This window comes from Bacteroidales bacterium (genome assembly GCA_029210725.1).
In the GTDB taxonomy this organism is placed as follows: Bacteria; Bacteroidota; Bacteroidia; order Bacteroidales.
Genome location: JARGFM010000003.1, coordinates 117267 through 140334 on the forward strand (window position 1 = coordinate 117267; position 23068 = coordinate 140334).

Genomic DNA, 23068 nt, shown 5'->3' on the forward strand with positions numbered 1-23068 from the left:
ATATGCTAATGCCATAACGGCATGACTTTCATCTGTTTAGATGTCAAAATGGCAGGGTGTTTCCTGTGAAGAAGAGTGATTAATACAGGTAGCGGTGGCAATCGGCGCAGGCCATCTCTTTCCAGGCTTCATCAATGTCCACAGGATGCAGGAACTCCAGTGGTTGATCCACAGAGGAGGTCTGGAAGTTTTCCGCATTACCCTGTGCCAGGATCGTATGGCACAGATTGCAGTCTCTGGATATAAGCTGACCATCCTCACTTTCATGATTTCCATTATGACATCGAAAACATCCGTTGTATTCGCTATGGCCGATATGGTTCGGGTAGGCGTTCCAGTTGGCTTTCATCTCCGGGAAGATATTCTTGTTATACCCTGCCAGTAAACCTTCTGTGGCCCTTTCGATCAGTTGCGGGTTTTCAGCAGCTATCCCCGGGTAGCTGGTGTTATAAAAATCGCTTACATACTCCCTGATAAACATGCTGCCCGAATCCCGATCGGTAAACGTATGGTTAAACACCTGCATGGCCATGGACTTTACTTCGGGTAATTCCACCGGAATGGTTCCGGCAGCAATCAGATCGTCTGTAAACTTCTGTGGAGGCAGAAACTGGTGAGAAGGACGGTTGTGGCAATCCAGGCAATCCATCTCTCTCATTTCCAGGGTATCCATTGCCTCCTGGTCCAGAGTCTCATAGATGTCCTGGTAGACAATGGTATCGCCCGTGGCCCGGTTCACATACCTTACCCAGGGCAGGGACTCCCTTTTTCCCGACGCTGCTATATATTCCACTTTTACATCGGAGTTGATGTGCCAGTGGACACCCTCCATCAGTCCGTGTGCACTATGCTCAGATCCGATTTTCATTTTAAGCGTGATATTCCATTCTGTATTGGCAGAATCGGCCAGATAGTTTTTTTCATTTCGCAGATTGTGGGCGTAGAATTTTTCGGGCCAATGGCACTCCTCACAGGTTTCACGGGCCGGCCTCAGGCTGTGAATCGGGGTTTCAATGGGGGTGGGGTACTTGTTAAATACAACCGAGTAGACCTGGTACAAACCCGAGAGTTTGCTTCTCACATACCATTGTGCACCTTCCCCCACATGACACTCCACGCAGGTGACCCTGGAATGTGCCGATTTCTGGTAAGCAGTGTACTCCGGCTCCATAACGCTGTGACAGAGCGTGCCGCAGAATTTATTGGATTCGGTATAATGAAAGGCTTTATAACTGCCGATCCCGGTTAACAGCAGGAAGAGGATGCTTACCAGAATAAACAGCCCGACCGCATTCCAGTGACTCTGATTGCTGAGATCGAGGATTATTTTTGATACGACACTTCCTTCTCCCTCCCTCTTGATCCGTCTGGCTCTCCTGGACATCCCGATGGGAATCAGAATTAGTCCTATAATCAGAAAGACGGGTAGAATGATGTATATAAAAATGCCCACGTAGGATCCCGACTCCTTATTTTCGAAGAAGGTCATGGCAATCATAAAAAAAACAATGATCAGGGCACTTACACTGGAAAGAATGGTTCCGGCCAGGGAGACCGGATTATAATAGGTTCTGGGTAATTTCATGGGAAGTTCTTTATATTAATAAGTTAATAAGACTTTGCACTCCTTCATTGGCTAAGTTACATCTATTCACTAATTTAGCAAATAGCAATTCCATATTTATATTTAAACAGAATAAAGGAGATTATAGGTCTGTGGGTTGCAGTAAAAAAAACATTTGTATATTCAGGCAAAAGGAGGGGCGTGAAGTGTTCCCCTTTTAACCCAAAAAAAGAAACTGGAATTATGAAAAGCTTAAGGACCCAATTTGCCTGGATCACTCTGATCCTGGTTGTATACGGATGTAACAGCGAACCCGGTCTGGGCATCTTTGAAGGGAACGGTGATATTGGAAATGTGGGATATGAAGGATCTGTGGTTTTTGACCCTGTCGACAGCAGCTATATGGTTTCGGGGAGCGGTACCAACATGTGGTTCGAGAAGGATGAACTGCATTATGTATGGAAAAAAGTAACGGGCAACGTCTCCCTGGCTGCAGATATCGAGTGGGCGGGAGAGGGTGTCGACCCTCATAGAAAAGCCTGCCTGATTATCCGTCAGAATCTGGATACCTCCTCGGTATATGCGGATGTGGCCGTTCATGGAGACGGACTTACCTCCATCCAGTACAGGGGAGCGCCCGGGGATATCACCCGGGAGGTCCGGGCCAATATCAGCTACCCCCGGAGGGTGCGAATAGAGAAGACGGGCGACTATATAGCCATGTCGGTGGCAAGCGGTGACGGAGCCCTTGAATTCTCCGGGGGAAGCTTTAAGCTCCGGTTTTCAGAACCTTTTTATATCGGTCTTGGAGTCTGTGCGCATAACAACGATCAACTGGAAACAGCTGTGTTCTCCAAGGTCCGCCTGGAGTCTGTCACCGAGAAACCAGATTCGCTGAAGACTCTTGAAAGCACGCTGGAAACCATCTCGATAGAATCTTTCGACAGAAGGGTCGTATACCATACCGATAGCCATATAGAGGCTCCAAACTGGACCCCCGATGGCCAGACCCTGATCTTCAACAGCAAGGGTCTGCTTTACCGGATTCCTGTGGAGGGCGGCACCCCTGAGCAGATCCCTGCCGGTTTTGCACAAAGGATCAATAACGATCACGGGATCTCGCCGGATGGCACAGAGCTGGTCATCAGCGACGGGACTGAAACGGGTCGTTCTTTGATCTATACTCTTCCGGTTGAAGGTGGTGATCCGAAGAGGGTGACAGCCCTTGGCCCGTCGTACTGGCACGGCTGGTCGCCCGATGGCGAAACCCTGACCTATTGTGCCGAGCGGAATGGGAATTACGACGTGTACACCATTCCGGTTACAGGGGGCAGGGAGAAGCGTTTAACCACTGCGGATGGACTGGACGACGGACCCGAGTATTCGCCGGACGGGAAGTACATCTATTTTAATTCCGTGCGCACAGGGACCATGCAGATCTGGAGGATGAAACCCGATGGCAGTGAACAGGAGCAGATTACCTCGGATAAGTACAACGACTGGTTCGCGCATCCCTCTCCGGATGGAAAGTGGATCGTTTATGTCACCTTCGGAACCGATGTACCCGCCGGCTCCCATCCGCCCAACAAGGATGTAATGCTGCGCATCATGAACCTGGAGACCAGGGAGGTCCGGGTCATGGCGGAGCTGTTCGGCGGACAGGGAACCATCAACGTGCCCTCGTGGTCGCCCGACAGTAAGCAGGTGGCATTTGTAAGTTATCGTTTGAATTAGAGTCTATGAGGGTAAGCGCCTTTGGAAATACCGGTTTGCAGGTCTCCACCCTGGGCTTTGGATGCATGCGCCTTCCGGTTATCGACCAGGATAATTCCCGGATTGATGAAGAGCAAGCCATGGAGATGATCCATTGTGCCATTGACCGGGGGGTCAACTATTTTGATACAGCCTATCCCTATCATGCCTTCGATTTCTCCAAAGGGGGGGCCAGTGAACCTTTCCTGGCCAAAGCCCTGGGAAACGGGTACCGCGAGAAGGTATATGTAGCCACGAAGCTTCCATCCTGGCTGGTTCAGACCAGGGAGGATATGGACCGTTACCTGGATGAACAACTGGAGAGGCTGGAGACGGCTTACATCGATTTTTATCTCTTGCACGGGCTGGATGAGAGCTACTGGAGGAAGCTGCTTTCCCTGGGGGTCCTGGAGTTCCTGAACAGTGCCCTGGAGGCCGGTAAGATACGTTACGCCGGATTCTCCTATCACGATGAAGCTGGTCTGTTTAAGGAGATTGTGGACGCCTACGACTGGACCTTCTGCCAGATCCAGTATAACTACATGGATGAGGAGTACCAGGCAGGGGCCGAGGGTTTGAAATATGCTGCGGAACGGGGCCTGGCGGTGGTTGTTATGGAACCCCTCCGGGGAGGGACCCTGGTAAGCGGACTTCCGATCGCAGCCAGGAAGGAATTTGAAAAGGCCGCTCCGGGACGAAGCCCGGTGGAGTGGGCCCTGCACTGGTTATGGAAGCAGCCCGAAGTAAGCGTGGTACTGAGTGGAATGTCGCATCTGGATCAGCTGAAAGAAAATCTGCAGCTCTCCGACGAATTTACACAGAAAGAATGGACCTCCCGGGATGATGAGGCCCTCCAACGGGCCGTCGGCCTGATCAGAGGCCTCAAACGGGTCGACTGTACGGCCTGTTCTTACTGCATGCCCTGTCCCGAAGGGGTCAATATCCCCCGGAACTTCGCCCTGTACAATGATTTTCATATGTTGCATGATCCGGCGGCCAGACTCCGGTACACCCGACTGTTGAGTGATACGGCAAAAGCCTCCAACTGTATTCAGTGCGGTCTTTGTGAACCACAGTGTCCGCAGGGAATTCCCATTCGTGCCGAGCTGGAGCATGTGGCTGAGCTCTTCGGCAGCGAGTAGGGATTTTACATAAGGATGATGCCGGATTTGCGGCAGTGGTCATGCATCTGTCCCGGCCAGAGGCTGGCCTGAACCTCTCCGATATGCGCTTTCCGTAGAAAATACATACAGAGCCTCGATTGGCCGATTCCACCACCTATCGATTCCGGGAATTCTCCTGCCAGCAGTCTCTTGTGGAATAACAGGTCTTTGCGTTCCGACTTCCCCTGGATATCCAGTTGCCGGATCAGGGCTGCTTTGTCGACCCGGATTCCCATGGAGGAAAGCTCGAAGGCATTTTCCAGGATGGGGTTCCAGACCACAATATCCCCGTTCAGTCCCCGGTAAGCGTTTTCTGTGGGAGTGGACCAGTCGTCGTAATCGGGCGCCCGTCCGTCGTGGGGTTCTCCGTTGGCCAGCTCGGCTCCGATCCCGATGATAAAGACAGCCCCGTACTCTTTGGCAATTTCAAATTCGCGTTCCTTCGGATTCCGGTCAGGATAACGCTCCAGTAACTCTTCGGCGTGGATGAAATGGATGGCGTCGGGCAGAAGGGGCACTATTTCAGGATGGTTTTCATATACAATAAATTCGGTACGTTTTATGACCGAATAAATCTGATTCACAACGGCCTTCAGGTGTGCAATATTCCGCTTTTCCGCTGAGATGATCTTTTCCCAGTCCCACTGGTCCACATAGATGGAGTGTATATTGTCCAGCTCTTCATCGGGACGCAGGGCATTCATATCCGTATAGAGACCATAGTTGTTGGCGATCTCGTAATCGGCAAGCATCATCCGCTTCCATTTGGCCAGCGAGTGGACGATTTCAGCAGTGATTCCGTCCATATCCTTCACTTCGAAAGATACCGGTCGCTCGGTACCATTCAGGTCATCATTGATTCCTGTTCCTCTCTGGACAAAGAGGGGTGCGGTGACCCTTCTCAGTTTCAGTTCCGCTGCCAGGTTCAGCTCAAAGAAATCCTTCACCATTTTTATGGCGCGCTCGGTTTCCTTCAGAGTGAGAACGGAACGGTAATTACGGGGTATGTAAAGTTTCATAGAGCCTGCGATTTGACGTGTTGAGCGTCAAATAAAGGACTTATAAACCATATTTCCAAAAGGATCTTAATGCAGGAAGGTCACATCGCCTGCCAGAAGCTCCTGAAGGCCGTCTCTGTAGGTTACCCAGGCTTTGTAGATATACACTCCCGGGGGGACCAGCTCTCCCGATTTCAGGTAGCCATCCCAACCAATATATACGTCGTTGCTTTCCCAGATCATCTCTCCCCACCGGGTATATATGATCATATGCAAGGCGATCGCATTCTCCATATGGGGATGGAACACCGTATTATCAATGGCATTCTCCCCCCAGTTTCCTCCCGTTGGTCCGCTCCCGTTCCAAACAAAGGCATTGGGGAATACCGTATTCCCTTCCCCTTCCATTATGTGGATCCATTTTTCCCTGACCAGTGTATCCGGACAGGAGTGATCGCTCCAGACATAGAGAGAAACAGTGAAGATTCCAGGTTCCTTATAGACATGGGAGGGATTTTCATCCGTGGAAGTGTTCCCATCGCCAAAGTCCCACAGGTATTCACTGGCGTCCATGGAGTTATTAAGAAACTTGAACAGCTGTTTCAGATTCTTGGCCTCCCTGGGGTAGACCTCGAAAAGCGCTGTGGGAGACGGGTGAATCTGTATGATCTGCCGGGCGGTATCGGTGCCGGACAGACCATAGGCTATCAGTTTTACCTCATGAACCTTGCTTTCCCAGAACCTGTGTGTGGGTGAAGCTTCCGTCGAAAAGGAGCCGTCGTCAAAATCCCAAACATAGGCATCTGCATAGAGGCTTTGATTTCTGAAGGTGATGTCCAGGGGTGGACAGCCTGAGGTATCGGGCTGAAACATGGCCCGTGGGGGAGGTGGCATAATCTGGATTTGCCTGACAATGCTGTCCCGGCAAAAAGGACTGTAGGTAAGCAGCTGCACATCGAAACGACCCCAGTCCCCATATACATGTTGTTCCGGATCTTTTTGTGAATCCGAGTTCCCATCCCCAAAATCCCAGAGATAGGACCAGTTTCCGGGTGAACTCAGATTAACCAGGGAGATCTCTGAATCCGGAAAATTCTGAATCAGAGGATTCACGAAAAAGTCCGCCACCGGTGTCGGATATATATTTATGCTATCGCTCAATGAATCCCTGCACCCAAAAGCGGTCTCTATAATTAAGCGGATACTAAATGTGGTATCCGTTCCCTGATGAGCCTGGCTATAGTCATAATCGTAGGTATGGCTAACCTGATTGCCGGGCGTCATCTGCAGGCTGCCATCGCCAAAGTCCCAGGTGTACCTTTCGTAGCCTTCCGCACTTTCAAATTCCACTTCAACAGGACTGCACAGGTTCTCATACTCCATTTCCAACTCCATTTCCGGCATGGGATGGACCTCCATGTTCAGGGTGTCGAAAAGCTCTGTTTCGCAACTCAATTGGCCATGATACTCTATGATTTTCACCAGATTATACTGATTCAGCCCGCTTTCATTATTTAAAAAGACTAAAATCGTGTCCTTTGAAAGATCTGACAGGGTATCTCTGATCCCCCGGATATCCAGGACCAGATCGAAAGTGGACCCCCCGGAACCACGGATCAGAATCCTCCCGACGGTCTGGTTGTTACCGGTCTCGCACCAGGCCGAGTCGGGGGTCAGGAACCCGGCAAAAGGCGGTTCCATAACCACCAGTTCAAGCGTATCGGCACCCACACAACCATTGGCATCCGGAACACTTTCAAAAGCAATGATAAAAGTTCCGGGTCCGGCAACCGTGGGATCGAACAATCCGGTGCTGCTGTTGGTGATGCCCTCACCGGTCCATGTGCCCGGAGCTGATGCTGCTTCAAGATCAAAAGGCGGGTCGTAGGTACAGAAAGGACCCGCCGGGGTGATGGTGCCATCCGGCCCCGGTCTGACCGCAATATATTCGCTGTCTGTCGATGAGCAGTTATTTCCGGAGGTCACAAAATAGGTGATCAGATGCGTCCCGGTACCGGCTACCTGTGGAGAGAATTCGCCTGTGAATTCATCCACGATACCTGTTCCGCTCCAGGTGCCCCCTTCCGTTGCAGCCGTGAGAAAAATGTTGCTCTCATACTCGCAAAGGGTGTCCACCGGAGTAATGGTCGCGTCGGGGATGTCCACGATCCGGATGACAGACCGGTCCGTTACAGGATCCGAGGTGGGATAAGGGTTGCAATAATTCCAGTAGCGCAATTCCACCTCGAATTCCTGTCCCACGAGTTTATCATCCGCAACGGTGATGGGCAGGCTTCTTTCGTTGGATCCTGTTACCGGTCCGGTCAGCTCAATAACAGGGCCCTCGAAAGGATAGGCTCTGACTGCTCCATCCACCATTACAGGTGCTCCGGTCATGCTTATACTCGTACCATAGATCCACTGTATCCATCTTGTTCTGGTATTTGGCACATCTTCTTCCTGGGGAGGAACGCAATTAAACAGGGTGGCATCATCGAATTGCATGGTCGCCCCGTTTCCCACACAAATGGGATACACATCGGGCGCTGCCTGGACCCTTCCCCCGTTGGTATTGTCATCGTCCCAAACAGTGACAATCTGCTCCTGGGAGGAGGAAGTACATATGACTCCGTTTACGACCAACGAGGCCACGGGCCTGTGATTACACCTGTCATCGTCAGACACATAGACATGTGTGGCAATGGCTCCCCATTCGCCGGAGGCTGCATCAATTTCAAGGGCGGTGACTGTTTCGGTATTTCCATCATCCCAGTCAAAGAGGATCTCAACGGAGGTCCCTGCATGGTTTACACCCACATAACTCACTTCCCAGCTCACCACTTCCACAGGGGAGCAGAATTGATCCGGATTGATATCATTGGCTTTGGATATAATATTACAATCCTGTCCGTACCCGAAAGCCGGGAATATCCACAGCATGCAAAGGTGGTATATCCAGGTTGGTTTCATTTTCACACTAATCCTCAAAATACCTGTTTACATGAAAGAACGAATATTGCAGATAAACGTTGCATGAGCTATGGTAAAAAGTATTTTTTTTTTGATTTAAGTTTATTTGCTATTTTGTTCGCCAAAATTCACCAAAATATGATTATGAAAGAGAAAATGGTTTTTCTACTGACAGCTTTGGCACTGTCAACAGGGTGTACTACCAGTCATACTAACTGGAACCAGTACCTGGGGCCTCACCGAAATGCAAGTATTGAAGGTGTGGAGATCCAGGAGTTTTGGTCCGGACAGGGGCCAAAGGAGTTGTGGTCCTTTCCCCTGGGAGTTGGGTATGGAGGTGCCAGTATTTTCGATAAGGAGGTTTTTGTCCTGGACAGGGATCCGGGCAAATCGGATATCATGAGGTGCATTGACCTGGATTCCGGATCGGAGAAGTGGAAATACGTGTACCAGGCTCCGGGTGAGTTGCCCTATCCGGGATCCAGGGCCGTTCCCACCGTGGACCAGGAAGGTGTATGGAGCGTAGGGCCCCACGGCCATTTCTACTGTTTCGATAAAAAGAGCGGTCAGCCCCTCTGGAGCCATAATCTCCTGCAGGAGTTTGACGGGAAGCTCCCAAACTGGGGCTTTTCCCAATCACCCCTTTTGTATAAAGATCTGGTGATCGTTGCACCCGGCGGAGACAGAGCCGGGGTGGTGGCCTTTGATAAGCGAACGGGGGAGCTGGTATGGGAGAGCCGGCCCCTGAACGGTCATAATTTTCATGTGTCCCCCACACTGGCCACTTTAGGAGGAAGAGACCAGGTGATTATGATCAGTCCCTACGACCGCAGCGATTCTACCCTGATCCAGGAGGTGGTATCCTTTGACGCCGGTACGGGAGAGGAACTGTGGCAATATGAGGGTTTGCGCTCCTTTGCCACGATTACACCCGCTACAGTTATTGACGATAAACGGGTATTCCTGACCGATTGTTCCTATGATGGCAGTTACGACCCGGTATCCATCATGCTGGAGGTGAGCAGGGAAGGGGAAGAGTTTGCCGTGAAAGAGCTGTTCCTCACTGAAGATGCCGGAAGCAAGATGCACCCGGCGGTGCTCTTCGAGGATCACCTCTACCTGAACCATACCGGGAACCCGAACCAGATGATGTGCCTGAGCCTGGACGGTGAGCTGCTCTGGGAAAAGGATTCGGCTCCCGGCTTTGAACTGGGGGCTATGATCCTGGTAAATGGACTTATCCTGAACCAGAATGGGAAAAATGGTGATATCCACCTGATAAAACCCTCTCCGGAGGCTTATACGGAACTGGGAAAGGCTTCTTTTTTTGATTCTAAGAAAACCCAGGCATGGGGCCCCCTGGCTTTTAGTCAGGGAAAGCTGATTATCAGGGATCTGGAAAAGATGGTCTGTGTCGACCTCAGTCAGCCTGCTCTTTGAAATAGTCCTGCAGGAAACGCACAAAATTCAGGTACATGATGTTCTGTATATCTTCCTCCGAATATCCTCTGTCCCGGAGTATAGCGGGTACCTTCTGAAGGTCGGCTATGGTATCGAGGTCATGCGGGCACTGTTCCTTGCCGTATCCGCCGTCCAGGTCGCTTCCAATCCCCACATGAAGGGAGTTGCCGGCCAGCTGGCAGATATGGTCCATATGATTGACCATGGTTTCCAGGCTTACCTTTCTGTCTAAGGGATCTGATTCTCCGCGTATCCAGTTGCTCACCATCATCCAGGCATCCAGAGCAGTTCCGATAACCGCCTTTCTGCTGATCAGTTCCAGGATCATCCGGTCACTGAACTGCCGGTTGTGGTTCACAATGCTGCGGCAGTTATTATGGCTGGCCCAGATAGTTCCTTTATAGATATCCAGCGCATGCCAGAAGGCATCATCGTTCAGGTGGGTCATATCGAGGATCATATCCAGCTGCTCCATGGTCCGGAGAAGTTCCACCCCCCTGGCATTAAGTCTGCCGCCGGAATCGGTTCCATTGGCATAAACCCCGGGGCCGTAATGGGCAGGACCTATGGCCCTGAGCCCGTCTCCATACGCTCTTTCCAGATGGTTCATGGATATGATAGAATCGGCTCCTTCCAGGCTCAAAACATAAGCGATGGGAGTATGATCATCCGGATTTTCCCACAGGGCCAGACTTTCCTTCAATGAGTCTGCACCTCTTATTTGTTTCATCTCACCGGCCTGCTCCATGGCCCTGTACCATTGAAGCTGACCCTGGGTATGGGCCCAGGCCTGCTCCTGTGAATACCAGCCTGGAATGGGACTGCCGGGTTTAACCACCCGGGCAATCTGGGTGGCCACCACCAGTCCGACTCTCCCTTCTCTTAATGCAGGGAAGGAGACTGTATTGCGGCCCCGGTCTGGTTTGTCGTTCATCCCTTCCTCACTCTTCCGGATCTTCTCCACGCTCCATCTTTGATCGCGGTTCCACTCCATGGCATTCATGGAGATATCCAGATGGGAATCGAATATCAGGGTCTTTTTTGCTTTGCCTGAACTCATATCAATGATCTTTGTACGGATAGTCTCGTTTCCTGGCAACTACCCTCCAGGTTTCCGTAACCTGCTGGTTACGTACCACATAGACCTGCTCATGAAGGGCCGTGGTCGGACAAATATGGACAGGAAGAGCATAGACCAGGTCCCCCACAGAAAGCTGCCCGGCCTTACTGGTGGAGAGTGCCAGGTGCTCTTCACTGTGATGGATTACCTCCTCTGCTTCCAGTTCCAGGAAATGCAGCCTTGGATGTGCCATTTCAGAGGCAATGGATTTATGTCCCAGGTCCAGGCAGAGCCCCTGATTGGGTTTGCTGATCACTCTTCCGGCTATCACGGCAGCCGGAAGAAAATCGAGATCCGGAAAGCTGCTGCCATAACCGGCATCCCAGAGCAGGGTAGTGCCGGGACAAAGGGTTCTGGAAGGATGAGAGGCATGAATGGGGAAGGTAGGGGTCCCTCCGCAGGCCAGTTCTCCGATCTCTATATCCTCCTCCGACAGTTGCTTCTGTAATCGGTGTACCGCTTCAAAATCGTGGTCGCAATGCGCTTTCCTTTCTGCCGGACCGGACTCATGAATATGTCCGTCATAGATATGTAGTCCCTTAAAGATCAGATTTTTGCTATTTTCAATGGCATAAATCAGTGAAGGAGCCTCTTCCGGATGGATGCCGGTGCGGTGCATCCCGTTATCAATATCCACAAAAATATCCAGCTGTTTTTCCCTTTGACAAGCCTGGCTTTCCAGGAGTATAAGGGCCGTTTCTGAATCAACGGTCACCGATAGCCTGCTTTTCGTGTATTGCTCCACCAGCTCGAACCACAAATCCACAGAGGGCCCCAGCAGGGGATAGGCCAGCAGAATATCTTCGCCCCCGGCCTCTGCTACCATGGTAACTTCAGAGAGTGTGGCACATTTGAACCGAGTGATTCCCTGCTGCCTCTGGAGCTGGATAATCTCAGGAATTTTGTGTGATTTTACATGTGGCCGCAGCCGTTCCGCACTTCCTGCAAGAGCGATCATCCTGCGGATATTTTCCTCAATCCGGTCGGGAAAAAGGAGCAGGGAGGGTGTGGCAATTGTTGATTCGTTCTCTGGTTTGTACCACATCGGATCCGGTTTTCCAGGTTTAGTGTAACTCAAATACAGCTTCTACTTCCACAGCGATATTGCCGGGGAGGCTCATTCCCACTGCACTGCGGGCCCCTTTGCCAGACTCTTCACCAAATGCATCCACCATCAGCTGGCTGAACCCATTAATGGTCTGGGGATGCTGTTCGAATTCGGGATAGCAGTTGACCATCCCCAGGGTTTTGATCAGGCGCTTGATCTTATCCAGGTCGCCAATCTGGGCTTTGATGGTGGAGAGCATGGTTAGTCCGACCTGTCGCGCCGCCAGTTGCCCTTCTTCCAGGCTCAGGTCCTTACCCACCTTACCCCGGATCAGTTCTCCGTTGCTCTCTACGGGGCCTTGCCCGGAAACATAGAGATGCTTGCCTGTAATAACCACGGGATAATAAATTCCAAGGGAAGGCGGGGCCGGGGGAAGTTCTAGTCCCAATGCCTCCAGTTTTTTTTCGACTTGACTCATTTTGCAGAATTTTGGTTTTATATAAATATATCCAGTAAGAGCACGCCTGCAAATCCGACCACTCCGATAATGGTCTCCATGACGGTCCAGGTGGCCAGGGTCTCCTTCAGGCTGAGGTTGAAGTACTCTTTGAACAGCCAGAATCCGGTATCATTGACATGAGAGAGTACCAGGCTTCCCGAACCGATGGCCAGTACCATTAATTCGGGCGATACCGAAGGGTCTGATACCAGGGGAAGGACAATGCCGGCAGCTGTCATGGCTGCCACGGTGGCCGATCCGACTGATACGCGTATGACGGCTGCGATCAGCCAGGCAAGAAGAAGGGGCGATGCACCCGATTCACGAAGCATATCGCCCAGATACTCACTGATCCCGCTGGCTACCAGGACTGCTTTCAGCGCTCCTGCTCCGGCTATGATCAGCAGGATCATAGCGATGCTGGAGACGGAGTGGGCGAGGTCTATCATCACATCCGCCATTTTATGACCATTTCGCAGGGAAAGTGTAAAAAGGGCAAAAAGCAGGGAAAGCAACATAGCTATCACCGGGTTGCCCATCCCTTTCACTACCGCATAGGCCGTACCCGTTGACTCCAGAAAGTGGGATATTATTTCTGAGCAGCCTATCAGGATCACGGGCATCAGTGCCGCAAGCAGGCTGAGCAGGGTGGAGGGCAGTTCATGATCCGCTATCTTTTTTTCGCCGGTAAAGTCTTTCAGCGGAATTGCCTTAATCTTTTTGAAGCGGGGAGAGAGCAGGGGACCGGCCACCAGGATGGTGGGGATGGCCACCAGGATACCAAGCATCATGGTGCGCCCCATATCTGCACTGAACATATCCACCATAGCTGTTGGTGCAGGATGAGGCGGCAAAAAGCCATGGGTCACTGAAAGCGATGCCAGCATGGGCAGCCCGATGAAGATCAGGGGCAGTCCGGTGGCAGCTGCCATGGTAAATACGATGGGGATCAGGATCACAAAGCCCACCGAATAAAACATGGGGATTCCCACAATGAAGCCTGCAAGCATCAGAGCCCAGTGAATACTTTTCAGGCCAAAAGCTGCAATCAGAGCTTTGGTGATTCGCTGAGCTGCTCCACTATCGGCAATGATCCGGCCCAGCATGGCTCCAAATCCCAGGATCAGGACCAGCAGTCCCAGGGTGTCTCCAATTCCCTGTTTCAGAGCTTCCACGGTATCGTCCAGGGAGAGTCCCATGCAAAGCCCCACAAAGAGCGAGACAATTACAAAAGAGATAAAGGCATTGATTTTTCCCGCCGTGATAAGCAGTAAAAGAAGAAGAACTCCCAGAATTATAATCAGGATTGGCATACGGACTTCCTTGATGAAAAATTAAAGGTAGTCAATTCTGTTTGAAGAACTATGGACTCTTTTTAATGGCTGTTGTTCTGTTCGTAATCCTCCATGTTGCTGAAGTCATAACTGTAACTGTTGGGCACAATCTCGTTGTAATCGTCAATATTGGCTCCTGACAGACAGGCATCTATAATGCGCTTGCCTGTTTGTAACAGGTTCCCATGCAAATAATTCTGAAGTTCTTTCTTAAAAAAGTCCTCCAGCATTCCGGCTCCGGCATCATAACCCTCAATTCCCACCTCCGTCTGGTTATAAACCTTCAGAAACCGGGAGGGAATCTTGGAACCTTCAATGGTCAGGTAATTCAGTTCATAGCCCAGCAAGGAGCAGCGGGCGGACTGGTACTGATCTGATCTGAATTTGGCCACTCCCCTCCGGGTAAGATATTCCCGCATCAGAAGCTGAGGTTTGAAGCCAACCTTCCAGACGCCGATATGCTGGTTGGGTACCAGGGTAAACGTGGTTCTGGGGGTTTCGATGATTTGTTTCAGCAACATATTGGCGTGATCGATCTTTTTACCTGTGGCAAAGGGCCAGTAGGATCCGACACCTTCACTGCCCATATTACCTGTTCCCGTGATACTTGGATTATTGAAACCGCGGGGAGAGACCAGCCTCCAGAGCCAGGCCAGTGTTGGGGGGAGTATATGAAACAAGCCCAGGATGCCATAATTGGGTTCCTCTGCGGAACAGGCCGGTGTACGCAGTCCAAAGCTTCGAACATCGATCGATACAGCTTTATCAATCACATTCTCAACAGAATTTCTGGGCAGGATAACCCGGGGATTGGGACATCTCTTTCCCGGTTCATCTTCAATATGGTCCCAGATCAGTGCCGTGGATTCGGGAGTGGTTTCAATATTCAGGAAGACCAATGGACAGCATGAACTGATGGTGGCTTTTTCAAGCTTGGGATCGTCTCCGTATTCGTTTACACTATCCACACGAACAAACCAGGCGTTTTCTGCATCCACAATTCTGAGCTTGCCATCGTTCCGCTGTACCGAAGGATGACAGAAGGCCATATCATCTGCCACGGGCTTAAAGAGGCAGAAGCGGGGGATGGTAATATAGCGTTCCTCCCCGTTCAACAGGTTTTTACCCAGGGAAACGCGTCCGTCGGGCTCTCTTACAATGTTCTGGTGCATTTCACTTTTTCCGCCTCCACTGGCCCCCTCATGCATGAAAGTGGTGACGTTGTCATAGGGACTGATGGATTGAACAGCAGAACAATGCGCGGTAATCCAGCCCTCTTTTTCTCCCTGGGTGAGGATCACGCCATAAAGACCTTTTTTTGCACTTGGCCCGGGGTAAAGGTTGTAGGCATAGAGTTCATGTACTTCTTTGGTGCGGTTATGCACCACCACCTGTTTGCCATTGAAATGGGTATGCCTGAACACCGGAGCTACCACGATGGAGGAGGCTATTTTAGCCCCTTCCTCCAAACGGTCAACCGGAATGATCTCCTGAAGCATGGACAGGCCCATGGCAAAAAATGCTGCATTGGAAGGGGCCACAGCCACTCCCAGGGAGCCTATGCCTGCTCTGCCTGCGAAATAGAAGAACATGGAGAGTTCCTGCTGTTTCAGCCATTCAAAAGTCTCCTTTTGCAGGCTTGAAAAATCATAGCCATACTTGTCCGAGAACCGTTGCTTATCCGTCGGAAGATCATCGGCAATAACCATGGTATCGGGGTCGCGCCGACGCATATAGGCCTCTGTGTAGTTTGCGGAAATGCCATTCCTTACCCGGTGGACAATGGCTTCGGTATATTCTCCTTTTCCCGGGATATCATACTTTACTTCAAACTCCACATTGGACTCTCCATTGCAGGCCGCGATGGCAAGTTCACTGGTGGTTTCGAATACCGTAAGTTTCTTACAACTTTCAAAAAGGCCGGTCAGGTTATCAGGAAGGGTGATTTTCTTCTCATCCAGCAGCTTAATCAGATTTGTCATGCTTCATTTAATTTAAGACAAAAATAACACAATTAGTCATAGTATGTACTTTGTCTTCATAACAGCCTTTATATTATCCAGGAGCTCTTGTGCGGAGAACTTCAGGACCGCACATCCCTGATTTTCATGGAAATCACTTCACCGTTATCAGCATCCAGCTTGAATAGTTTGTACAGGAGTGATTTTCCCACAAGCAGCGAGCTTGCCACAGAACTGCTGATCCCTTCGTAACTCAAAGTGATAAGCCAATGTGCCTTATCCGGGCTTAGTTCCACCTCTTCGAGCTGTACCTGCTCAGCATCAGGGAAGAAGGATAGCAGGTGCTCCTTTGCTTTTTCGGTGGCCTCTTTCACATTAATCATACTCTAAAGATACGTAAAACTGTTACTAATGAGCCAGGCATGCGGTGGTGAAATTAATATTGGGGCTGTAGCCCTGCAATACAACAACGCCCTCGGGTGGGAAGGGGAGGGTCCAGACGCATATCCCGGTGAGCATGGGCATATTGTCAACCCCGATCTTTGTCAGCAACGAATTATTGGAAAGGTTCAGGTCGGCACCCTCCGCAATCAGTCGATCCAAAAAAGTGGCATCGGGGATGTGAACCGCAGGATCCGGTGTGCCACTGTCGCAAGCAGACAGACCCAACAACAGCATAAAAGCATATATATTTCTCAAAGATGCCTGCATCGGAGAATGAACTTCCAGAAAGAAAACAGATCGTCACCCGGCTTTTTCTCCACTCCGGATCCTCTAATAGTCCTCCTCCTTCAGTTTCATGTATGATTGGGGATGGAGACAGGCCGGGCAGTTTTCGAGTGCCTTTTGTGATTCATATACATAACCGCATACCATGCACTTCCACCAGACTTTTCCCTCTTTCATAAATACCCTGTCTTCGGAGACATTCTGGAGCAACTTCAGGTAGCGTTTCTCATGTTCGGCCTCCACCCTGGCGATCATTTTAAAAGCGGAAGCCACTTTGGGGAAGCCCTCTTCTTTGGCGATTTCCGCAAAAGCAGGGTAGAGCTCTGTCCACTCCTCATTTTCACCTTCAGCAGCTGCTTTCAGATTTTCAGCAGTGTTTCCGATGATGCCGGCAGGATAACTGGCAGTGATCTCTACCATGCCACCCTCCAGGAATTTAAAGAAGCGCTTGGCATGAGCCTGCTCTTCCCTGGCTGTTTGCATAAAAATGGCAGCGATATGTTCGAATCCCTCTTTTTTGGCCTGTTTAGCGAAGAATTCATAGCGGTTTTTGGCCTGTGATTCTCCTGCAAAAGACTTTAAGAGGTTCTGTTCTGTTCTTGTACCCTTCAATGAGTTTTCCATATGAAAATTAGTTTACACTTTAATGAATTCGGATTTTTCTTCCCCGCATACCGGGCACACCCAGTTGTCGGGCAAATCATCAAACTTCACTCCTTCCGCCTTCTCGTCGTAGATATACCCGCAGGCAGGGCATTCATACCTGGCAGGGCTCTCCTGTCCCGGACTTTTCTCCAGTTTAGCTTTATCGATATAGGTGGGTGCATTTTTTGGAGCCATCCCCTTCTTCACCTTCCGGTAATGGAGATAGGTAAGGGGATCTTTTTTGTCGTCCAGTACTCTGGAGTGGACCAGCTCTCCGATGAACATCAGGTGAGTGCCTACATCTACGGTTTCGCAGACCCTGAACTCCAGATAGGCGATCGTATCGTTGAGGACAATGGGGACTCCGGTCTCTCCGTATTGGAGTTTCATTCCCTTCAGCTTATCCGTACTATTTCCGCTCTTAAAGCCAAAGGTGCCAATAATGCCAGCTCCTGCCTCTTCCTGAAGTACGGATACCGAAAACAGACCCGTGGACTGAATCAGGCCGGCTGTATGGTTCTCCTTGTTGCAGCAGGTGGCAAAGCGGGGAGGTTCGGCTGTGACCTGGAAAACGGTGTTGGAGATATAAGCATTTCCATACTCCCTGGATCCCGAGCAGACTATGTAAAGACCATAGGAGACTTTGAAAAGTGCATTGTAATCGATCATGTTGGGCACTGCATTTATAGTTCGTACCAGAAGGCATCCCGCAGGACCTCCAGGCTTTTTGGAACAGCTTCCATGGGATCGGCCTTTCCTTCCATTTCCAGCGAGATATACCCTTTGAAGCTGTGCTTTCGCATGATCTCCCCAATGCGTGGATAATCCAGATCCAGGGTATACCACTTGCCTTCTCCATAATAGGTCTTGGCCTGCATCAGGTAAGTATCGGGGGCCAGTTGTTCCAGCCTGTCGTAGGGATCTTCCAGGAAATTACCCGTATCCAGGGTGACCTTTAGCCAGGGCGAATCGATGGCATCCACAATGCGTTTCACTCCCTCTGCAGTGCGACCCAGGCCCCAGTGATTCTCCAGTCCCAGGACCACCCCGCATTTTTCTGCAGTGGGCATGATCTTCTCCAGCGAATCAATGACCCACTTAAAACCGTCTTCATCGGTATATCCTTCCAGGCTTGGTTCAATGCCCCGGTTGGCCATCAGTTCATCGAAGTCCTTGCTGGTTCCCCAGCGCCCGGTATTGATGCGCATGGTGGGGATGCCCAGCTGGTAGGCCAGCTCAATCTGGTGAATGGTCAGATCAATATTCTCCTGCCTTTTCTCCACATCCGGAAATACAAAACTCTGGTGGGTGGAAAAACCCATGAGGTCAAGTCCGCTGTGAAAGGCTCTTTTTTTCAGACTGTTCAGATAGGACCTTTCCTCCGAGGCCATCTGGACCAGCAGAAGCTCCACTCCATCAAATCCCATGGCTGCTGCGTGGTCGATGATATCCTCCAGAGGGGGATCCCCCGCAGGCCGGTTAAACTGCCAGAAGGAGTAGGTGGATACCCCGATGGGGTTGTGCCGGATGTTTTTCTCAGGCTCCTCAGCCGGTGTGGATGTTTCGGTGGTGCATCCTGCCAGTGCTGTTCCTGCGGCAGCAAGAGCTCCGGCCTGTAAAAAATTTCGTCTGTTAATCATGTGCTATTATTAGTTGGTTTATAAGCGCCCTAATATCAATCAGATACAGGGTGAAATGCGGGCCCGGCCGGCATCATATCCGCCTTACCCTTGGTTCCAGATCGGTTAATTCAGCAATGCGGACCGGGTGTCCCGATTCAATACTTTTCCGGGCTGCAATACCGATCAGGATGGACATGGCTCCATCTCTGACTCCGGCAGGCCGGTCGAATGGGTCTTTCTTTCCCGGTGTTTCAAATATTTGTTTGTGAAGCAGTCTGTCTCCTCCGCCATGTCCCCCCTTCTGGTAGTCCACGTGGTGTACCTCATAATCGTTCCATAACTTGTGCAGGATCACCGGGTCCCTGAGAAGCTTCTCATCTCCCTGTGACATTTCGAGTTCGTGCATGTCGGACTGACTGATATTCTCGTTGTTCATAAACGGAATATCAAGCCAGGCATCGATACGGCCATTCATTCCATTGAAAGCTATTTTCCATCCTTCATAGGGGGAGTAGGTGGTCAGAGAATAATTCACATAGGTGTTGTCGCGGTATTTTATCTGTGCCGACATCTTGTCGTAGATATTTATTTCATGCCGGAACAGGCAGTTGTCGCGGATGTAGCCGTCATACTTTTCATTATTCACGTAGAGATCCATGGCACGTTTGTCCTGGCTTATATCCCAGTAATATTTGCATTCGGATTTGTGAGCACAGGTACGGCACTTATCTCCCCTGAAAGGACCGTTGGAACCATAGTGCTCCAGGTCGCCATAGGCGAAGACTTCTGCCGGATCGCTGTCGAGCCACCAGTTAAGCAGATCAAAATGGTGAGTGGCCTTGTGAACCCAGAGGGAGCCTCCCGATTGCCTGAGTCCATGCCACCTTCTGAAATAGGAGGCACCGTGATAGGTATTCAGGTACCAGTGGAAATCCACCGAACTTATTTTCCCGATAGCTCCGGATTGCAAAAGCTCTTTAATCTTGGTCATATAAGGCCCCCACCGGTAATTGAAACCGACAATAAGCTTGTTATTGGAGCGGCGTTCAGCATCCAGGATGGCCTGGCACTTCAGCTCATCGGTGGTCAGAGGCTTTTCGGTAAGAACATCACAGCCCATATCGAGCCCCTTTATGATGTATTCGTGGTGCGTGGAATCCTTGGTAGTGACGATGACCAGGTCGGGTTTAGTTTCCCGGATCATCTTTTCGAAATCGGAATATACAGGACACCCTACTCCCATGTAGGCACGGGCGTATTCGAGTCGGCCCGGATTAATATCGTGAAGTCCCACAAACTCGAGGATCTCCGGAAAATCCTGAACCAGGGTTTTTCCCCAGAAAGAGGTTCCGCGCACCCCAGTGCCGACCAGGACCGCCTTGATTTTTTCTCCTTTGGAAATAGCATGACTGGCGAGTGGACTGGCCAGCAGGGAGCCTGCCACGAAAGTACCGGTGGTGCCCAGAAATGCGCGCCGGTTCAGATTATTACTCATGATGTTACAGATTTTAAAAACGATAAAAGAATTCCTGCCATACTTCTATATGGGAAGAAAGTTACTGGTATTCAATAAAATTGAATTTGATTCCCAGTCGACCCTCCATAATTTCACCAAGCTCCAGTAGTTCGGGATCGTCAAATTCAAAGTAAAAATTGACGCTTACCTCTTTATCCAGGTCCTGAAGGGGTTTAAACATTCTCATGATATCAAACACGCTCTGTACGGAAGCGGTATCCACGTATTCCAGTTTCAGGTCCACGGTGGTCTTATCGACGGGATTCTTGATATAATCCTCTACCCACTCCACAATGGGTTGAAAAAACTTCCGGGGATCAGAGAGAATGGAGTTCCCTGAAAGTTTGAAGTAGCCTGTTGAACACTCTACCTCAAGGGACTTTTTGGTAGGTTCGATACTGATATTTTCCATATAACAATATTAATTCTTTTCGATTTCAATACCAAACACCGTCATAATTTCGTGTGCTTTATTCAGGTTCAGCTCCGTAAGCAGATCTTTGTCGTTCTGCAGATTCAGGTGCTTCAGCTTATTCAGAACGTCTCTCCAGGTGGCAGGATCCTCGCTGCAGAGGACCGTAATGAACTTGGCCATATTCGGCATGGTGTTATGGGGAATCAGCTCCCTGAGTTTCTCAATAACTCCCAGTTCGTGAAGAATGGTTATTTTCAGGTTAATCTCCTCAATTTTTCCCGGCATATCCTTGTCATCCTCCACGGGGATCTCCAGCTCCACCTGGGCTCTCAGATACTCCATCAGCTTTACGTAGTAGGTGAGGTCAACCATCTCGTTATATATGGCGTACTCTTTAAAGAAAGTGGAAGCACTGGTCTTCTTGTTGAAATAGTTATAAATATCTTCCAGTTTGAAGTAGTTAACAAACAGGTACTTCCAGTTTTCCGACCGTTTATCCTCAAGCAGGCTCCGGTGCTTCTCAATGTACACCGAGGCATTGGAGTAAAAGGTGGCCAAAAACTTACTCTTTTTGTCCGGGCTATTTTCGTTTTCAAAAAGAAAGCGCTCAATCCTGCTGATCTCGTTCACGGCTTTTCCCCGGGATGAACCATCTACCAGGAAGTCGAACTCGCGGATCATCTTATTGATCTTTTCAATGTTAGGGAGGTATATTTTGCTTTCATTGAAAGGATCCTGCCTTTCTATGATAATATTCTGCTTCAGGCATAATTCCTCCATTTCTGCCTTAGAATATTTTGAAGACTCCTTATTCATTTTAGTGCAATTGTGCAAATTATGCAGTTACCGAATTTAGACTTTTTTATTGTAAAATCCATACAGTTCATGTGGAATGATCAAGATCCGGTGTCAGGAAAAAAAGGAGAAATTCACCCCTCCGTATTTTCGGTGCTGCTGAAAACGCGGATGGGCTGTGAATGAGAAGTTTCCAGGATGTTCGAGTATAAAAAGGCCTTCTTTATTCAGAATTTTGGTGGATAAAACCAGGTCGGGGAGCCCGGCTAGTCCGGGGTGGTCATAGGGCGGATCTGCAAATATGATATCGAAGGACAGAACCGGTTTCCTGAGGAATTTGAATACATCTGCCATGATCACGCTCAGCTGTTCCATCTTCATGGATCTGCCGGTTTCCTGAATAAACCTGAAATGGGAAGGGGCCATTTCAACAGCAAGTACAGAGCGTGCACCCCTGGAAGCAAATTCATAGGAGATACTGCCCGTACCGGAAAAAAGGTCCAGGACATCCATCTCTTCCAGATCATACTGGTGAATCAGGATATTAAACAGATTCTCTTTTGCAAAATCGGTGGTGGGCCTGGCTTTGAAATTCCCCGGGGGATGAATTCTTTTTCCCCTGAATATACCACTGATTATGCGCACTTGCTGCCTTCTGAAAGGATCATGTAACGGAGGGTCTCGGCTTTGCTTAAATTCTCCAGGTAATAAGGCGTATGGACCACATTCCTGATGTATTTTCGCAGCAGGCCATGAAGCGGGTGTTCTTCATGAACAATGCCCGAAATGTAGACCGGGATAGATTCATGATCCAGATTAAGTTGCTTCATGGTATTCAGGGTAAAATAAATAAAATCGGAAGGGTCTGTCAGAGAATAGCGGTTCAATAATTGGATCCGGTCTTGAATGATTACAAGTATATCAAGCGAATAAGCCTGCACCTCAGCCATGACAAAACCTCGCTGATGATCGCTGGATCTGACCTGGTCCGAAAGAGATATAAGGCACTCGGAGCTGTGAAGGATCTTTACCTCCCCGGCAACACGCCTGCTCAGTTCCATGATCTTTTCCGGGACCGCGTAAATCAGGTATGATTTTCTGGCCTTCAAATACTGCTCCTGCAGCTGGCTGCCATCCTCTATGGTACAAATCCTTTCCAGGATCTCCCGGTTTCTTTCCGGATGGTGGAACTGCGTGGGGATCAAGGTCACTGCCATTGAATCTGTAATCAGAACGGTCTCTCCTTCCATGCTAAGAAGCTCCTCTTCATCCAGAATACGTCCACAGGCAGCGAGCAATTCATCTGAGCCGGTGTCGGGTCCCAGATGAAAATTTTTCAGATAGACCGGTGTAAAACTGGCATCAGACACTAAAACAGAAAATCCATCCGGAGTGAAGCGGATGGATTGATGGCCTTTTAGCCTGATATCTTGCGTAATACTATTCGATATTACACTGTCTGCCTGCATCAGTGAC

Annotated in this window: 21 protein-coding genes; 3 read left to right on the forward strand and 18 right to left on the reverse strand. The window is 50.0% G+C overall.

Annotated elements, in window-relative coordinates:
- Positions 1 to 79 precede the first annotated feature (79 nt).
- On the reverse strand, positions 80 to 1585 hold the full coding sequence (locus P1P86_02720; protein MDF1574088.1) for a NapC/NirT family cytochrome c: 1506 nt from the start codon (positions 1583 to 1585) through the stop codon (positions 80 to 82).
- Positions 1586 to 1807: 222 nt separating this feature from the next.
- Here P1P86_02720 and P1P86_02725 point away from each other — a divergent pair, with 222 nt between their 5' ends.
- Positions 1808 to 3298 (forward strand): hypothetical protein, encoded by a 1491-nt coding sequence (locus P1P86_02725; GenBank protein ID MDF1574089.1) that lies wholly within the window; start codon positions 1808 to 1810, stop codon positions 3296 to 3298.
- A 5-nt stretch (positions 3299 to 3303) separates the two neighbouring features.
- Positions 3304 to 4458: an aldo/keto reductase gene (locus tag P1P86_02730; GenBank protein MDF1574090.1), complete on the forward strand. Its 1155-nt coding sequence runs from the start codon at positions 3304 to 3306 to the stop codon at positions 4456 to 4458.
- 5 nt (positions 4459 to 4463) lie between these two features.
- Here P1P86_02730 and asnA read toward each other — a convergent pair whose 3' ends face one another.
- A complete protein-coding gene (gene asnA, locus P1P86_02735; GenBank protein MDF1574091.1) occupies positions 4464 to 5498 on the reverse strand; it encodes an aspartate--ammonia ligase in 1035 nt (344 codons plus the stop codon).
- A 66-nt stretch (positions 5499 to 5564) separates the two neighbouring features.
- The gene (locus P1P86_02740) at positions 5565 to 8417 is read right to left on the reverse strand and encodes a PKD domain-containing protein (GenBank protein ID MDF1574092.1); all 2853 of its coding nucleotides are present in this window, start codon (positions 8415 to 8417) and stop codon (positions 5565 to 5567) included.
- Between the two features lie 174 nt (positions 8418 to 8591).
- Here P1P86_02740 and P1P86_02745 point away from each other — a divergent pair, with 174 nt between their 5' ends.
- On the forward strand, positions 8592 to 9887 hold the full coding sequence (locus P1P86_02745) for a PQQ-binding-like beta-propeller repeat protein (protein MDF1574093.1): 1296 nt from the start codon (positions 8592 to 8594) through the stop codon (positions 9885 to 9887).
- On the opposite strand, the gene P1P86_02750 is transcribed toward P1P86_02745, so the two are convergent.
- The 15 genes from P1P86_02750 to P1P86_02820 form a co-directional block, all read right to left on the reverse strand.
- Positions 9868 to 10968, reverse strand: a complete 1101-nt coding sequence (locus P1P86_02750; GenBank protein MDF1574094.1) for a membrane dipeptidase — start codon at positions 10966 to 10968, stop codon at positions 9868 to 9870. The two genes, P1P86_02745 and P1P86_02750, sit on opposite strands and share 20 nt — an antisense overlap.
- 1 nt (position 10969) lies before the next feature.
- Positions 10970 to 12073, reverse strand: a complete 1104-nt coding sequence (locus P1P86_02755; protein ID MDF1574095.1) for a D-TA family PLP-dependent enzyme — start codon at positions 12071 to 12073, stop codon at positions 10970 to 10972.
- Positions 12074 to 12092: 19 nt separating this feature from the next.
- Positions 12093 to 12554 carry a RidA family protein gene (locus P1P86_02760; GenBank protein MDF1574096.1) on the reverse strand — a complete coding sequence of 154 codons (462 nt, stop codon included), beginning with the start codon at positions 12552 to 12554 and terminating at the stop codon, positions 12093 to 12095.
- A 17-nt stretch (positions 12555 to 12571) separates the two neighbouring features.
- Positions 12572 to 13888 carry a gluconate:H+ symporter gene (locus P1P86_02765; GenBank protein ID MDF1574097.1) on the reverse strand — a complete coding sequence of 439 codons (1317 nt, stop codon included), beginning with the start codon at positions 13886 to 13888 and terminating at the stop codon, positions 12572 to 12574.
- A 62-nt stretch (positions 13889 to 13950) separates the two neighbouring features.
- Entirely contained in the window at positions 13951 to 15891 is a 1941-nt protein-coding gene (locus P1P86_02770) for a DUF4914 family protein (GenBank protein MDF1574098.1), read from the reverse strand.
- 101 nt (positions 15892 to 15992) lie between these two features.
- Complete coding sequence (locus P1P86_02775; protein MDF1574099.1) at positions 15993 to 16253, reverse strand: hypothetical protein; 261 nt, start codon at positions 16251 to 16253, stop codon at positions 15993 to 15995.
- A 25-nt stretch (positions 16254 to 16278) separates the two neighbouring features.
- The gene (locus P1P86_02780; GenBank protein ID MDF1574100.1) at positions 16279 to 16569 is read right to left on the reverse strand and encodes a hypothetical protein; all 291 of its coding nucleotides are present in this window, start codon (positions 16567 to 16569) and stop codon (positions 16279 to 16281) included.
- A 75-nt stretch (positions 16570 to 16644) separates the two neighbouring features.
- Positions 16645 to 17223: a ferritin family protein gene (locus P1P86_02785; protein ID MDF1574101.1), complete on the reverse strand. Its 579-nt coding sequence runs from the start codon at positions 17221 to 17223 to the stop codon at positions 16645 to 16647.
- 12 nt (positions 17224 to 17235) lie between these two features.
- On the reverse strand, positions 17236 to 17913 hold the full coding sequence (locus P1P86_02790; protein ID MDF1574102.1) for a flavin reductase: 678 nt from the start codon (positions 17911 to 17913) through the stop codon (positions 17236 to 17238).
- Positions 17914 to 17927: 14 nt separating this feature from the next.
- A complete protein-coding gene (locus P1P86_02795) occupies positions 17928 to 18884 on the reverse strand; it encodes a sugar phosphate isomerase/epimerase (GenBank protein MDF1574103.1) in 957 nt (318 codons plus the stop codon).
- 73 nt (positions 18885 to 18957) lie between these two features.
- Positions 18958 to 20361 carry a Gfo/Idh/MocA family oxidoreductase gene (locus tag P1P86_02800; GenBank protein ID MDF1574104.1) on the reverse strand — a complete coding sequence of 468 codons (1404 nt, stop codon included), beginning with the start codon at positions 20359 to 20361 and terminating at the stop codon, positions 18958 to 18960.
- 61 nt (positions 20362 to 20422) lie between these two features.
- A complete protein-coding gene (locus tag P1P86_02805) occupies positions 20423 to 20794 on the reverse strand; it encodes a DUF1987 domain-containing protein (protein MDF1574105.1) in 372 nt (123 codons plus the stop codon).
- A gap of 9 nt (positions 20795 to 20803) precedes the next feature.
- The gene (locus tag P1P86_02810) at positions 20804 to 21577 is read right to left on the reverse strand and encodes a hypothetical protein (GenBank protein MDF1574106.1); all 774 of its coding nucleotides are present in this window, start codon (positions 21575 to 21577) and stop codon (positions 20804 to 20806) included.
- Positions 21578 to 21706: 129 nt separating this feature from the next.
- Positions 21707 to 22237 carry an RsmD family RNA methyltransferase gene (locus P1P86_02815; GenBank protein MDF1574107.1) on the reverse strand — a complete coding sequence of 177 codons (531 nt, stop codon included), beginning with the start codon at positions 22235 to 22237 and terminating at the stop codon, positions 21707 to 21709.
- Complete coding sequence (locus tag P1P86_02820) at positions 22228 to 23061, reverse strand: DUF3822 family protein (GenBank protein ID MDF1574108.1); 834 nt, start codon at positions 23059 to 23061, stop codon at positions 22228 to 22230. The genes P1P86_02815 and P1P86_02820 overlap by 10 nt, the downstream gene beginning before the upstream one ends.
- Between the last annotated feature and the right edge of the window lie 7 nt (positions 23062 to 23068).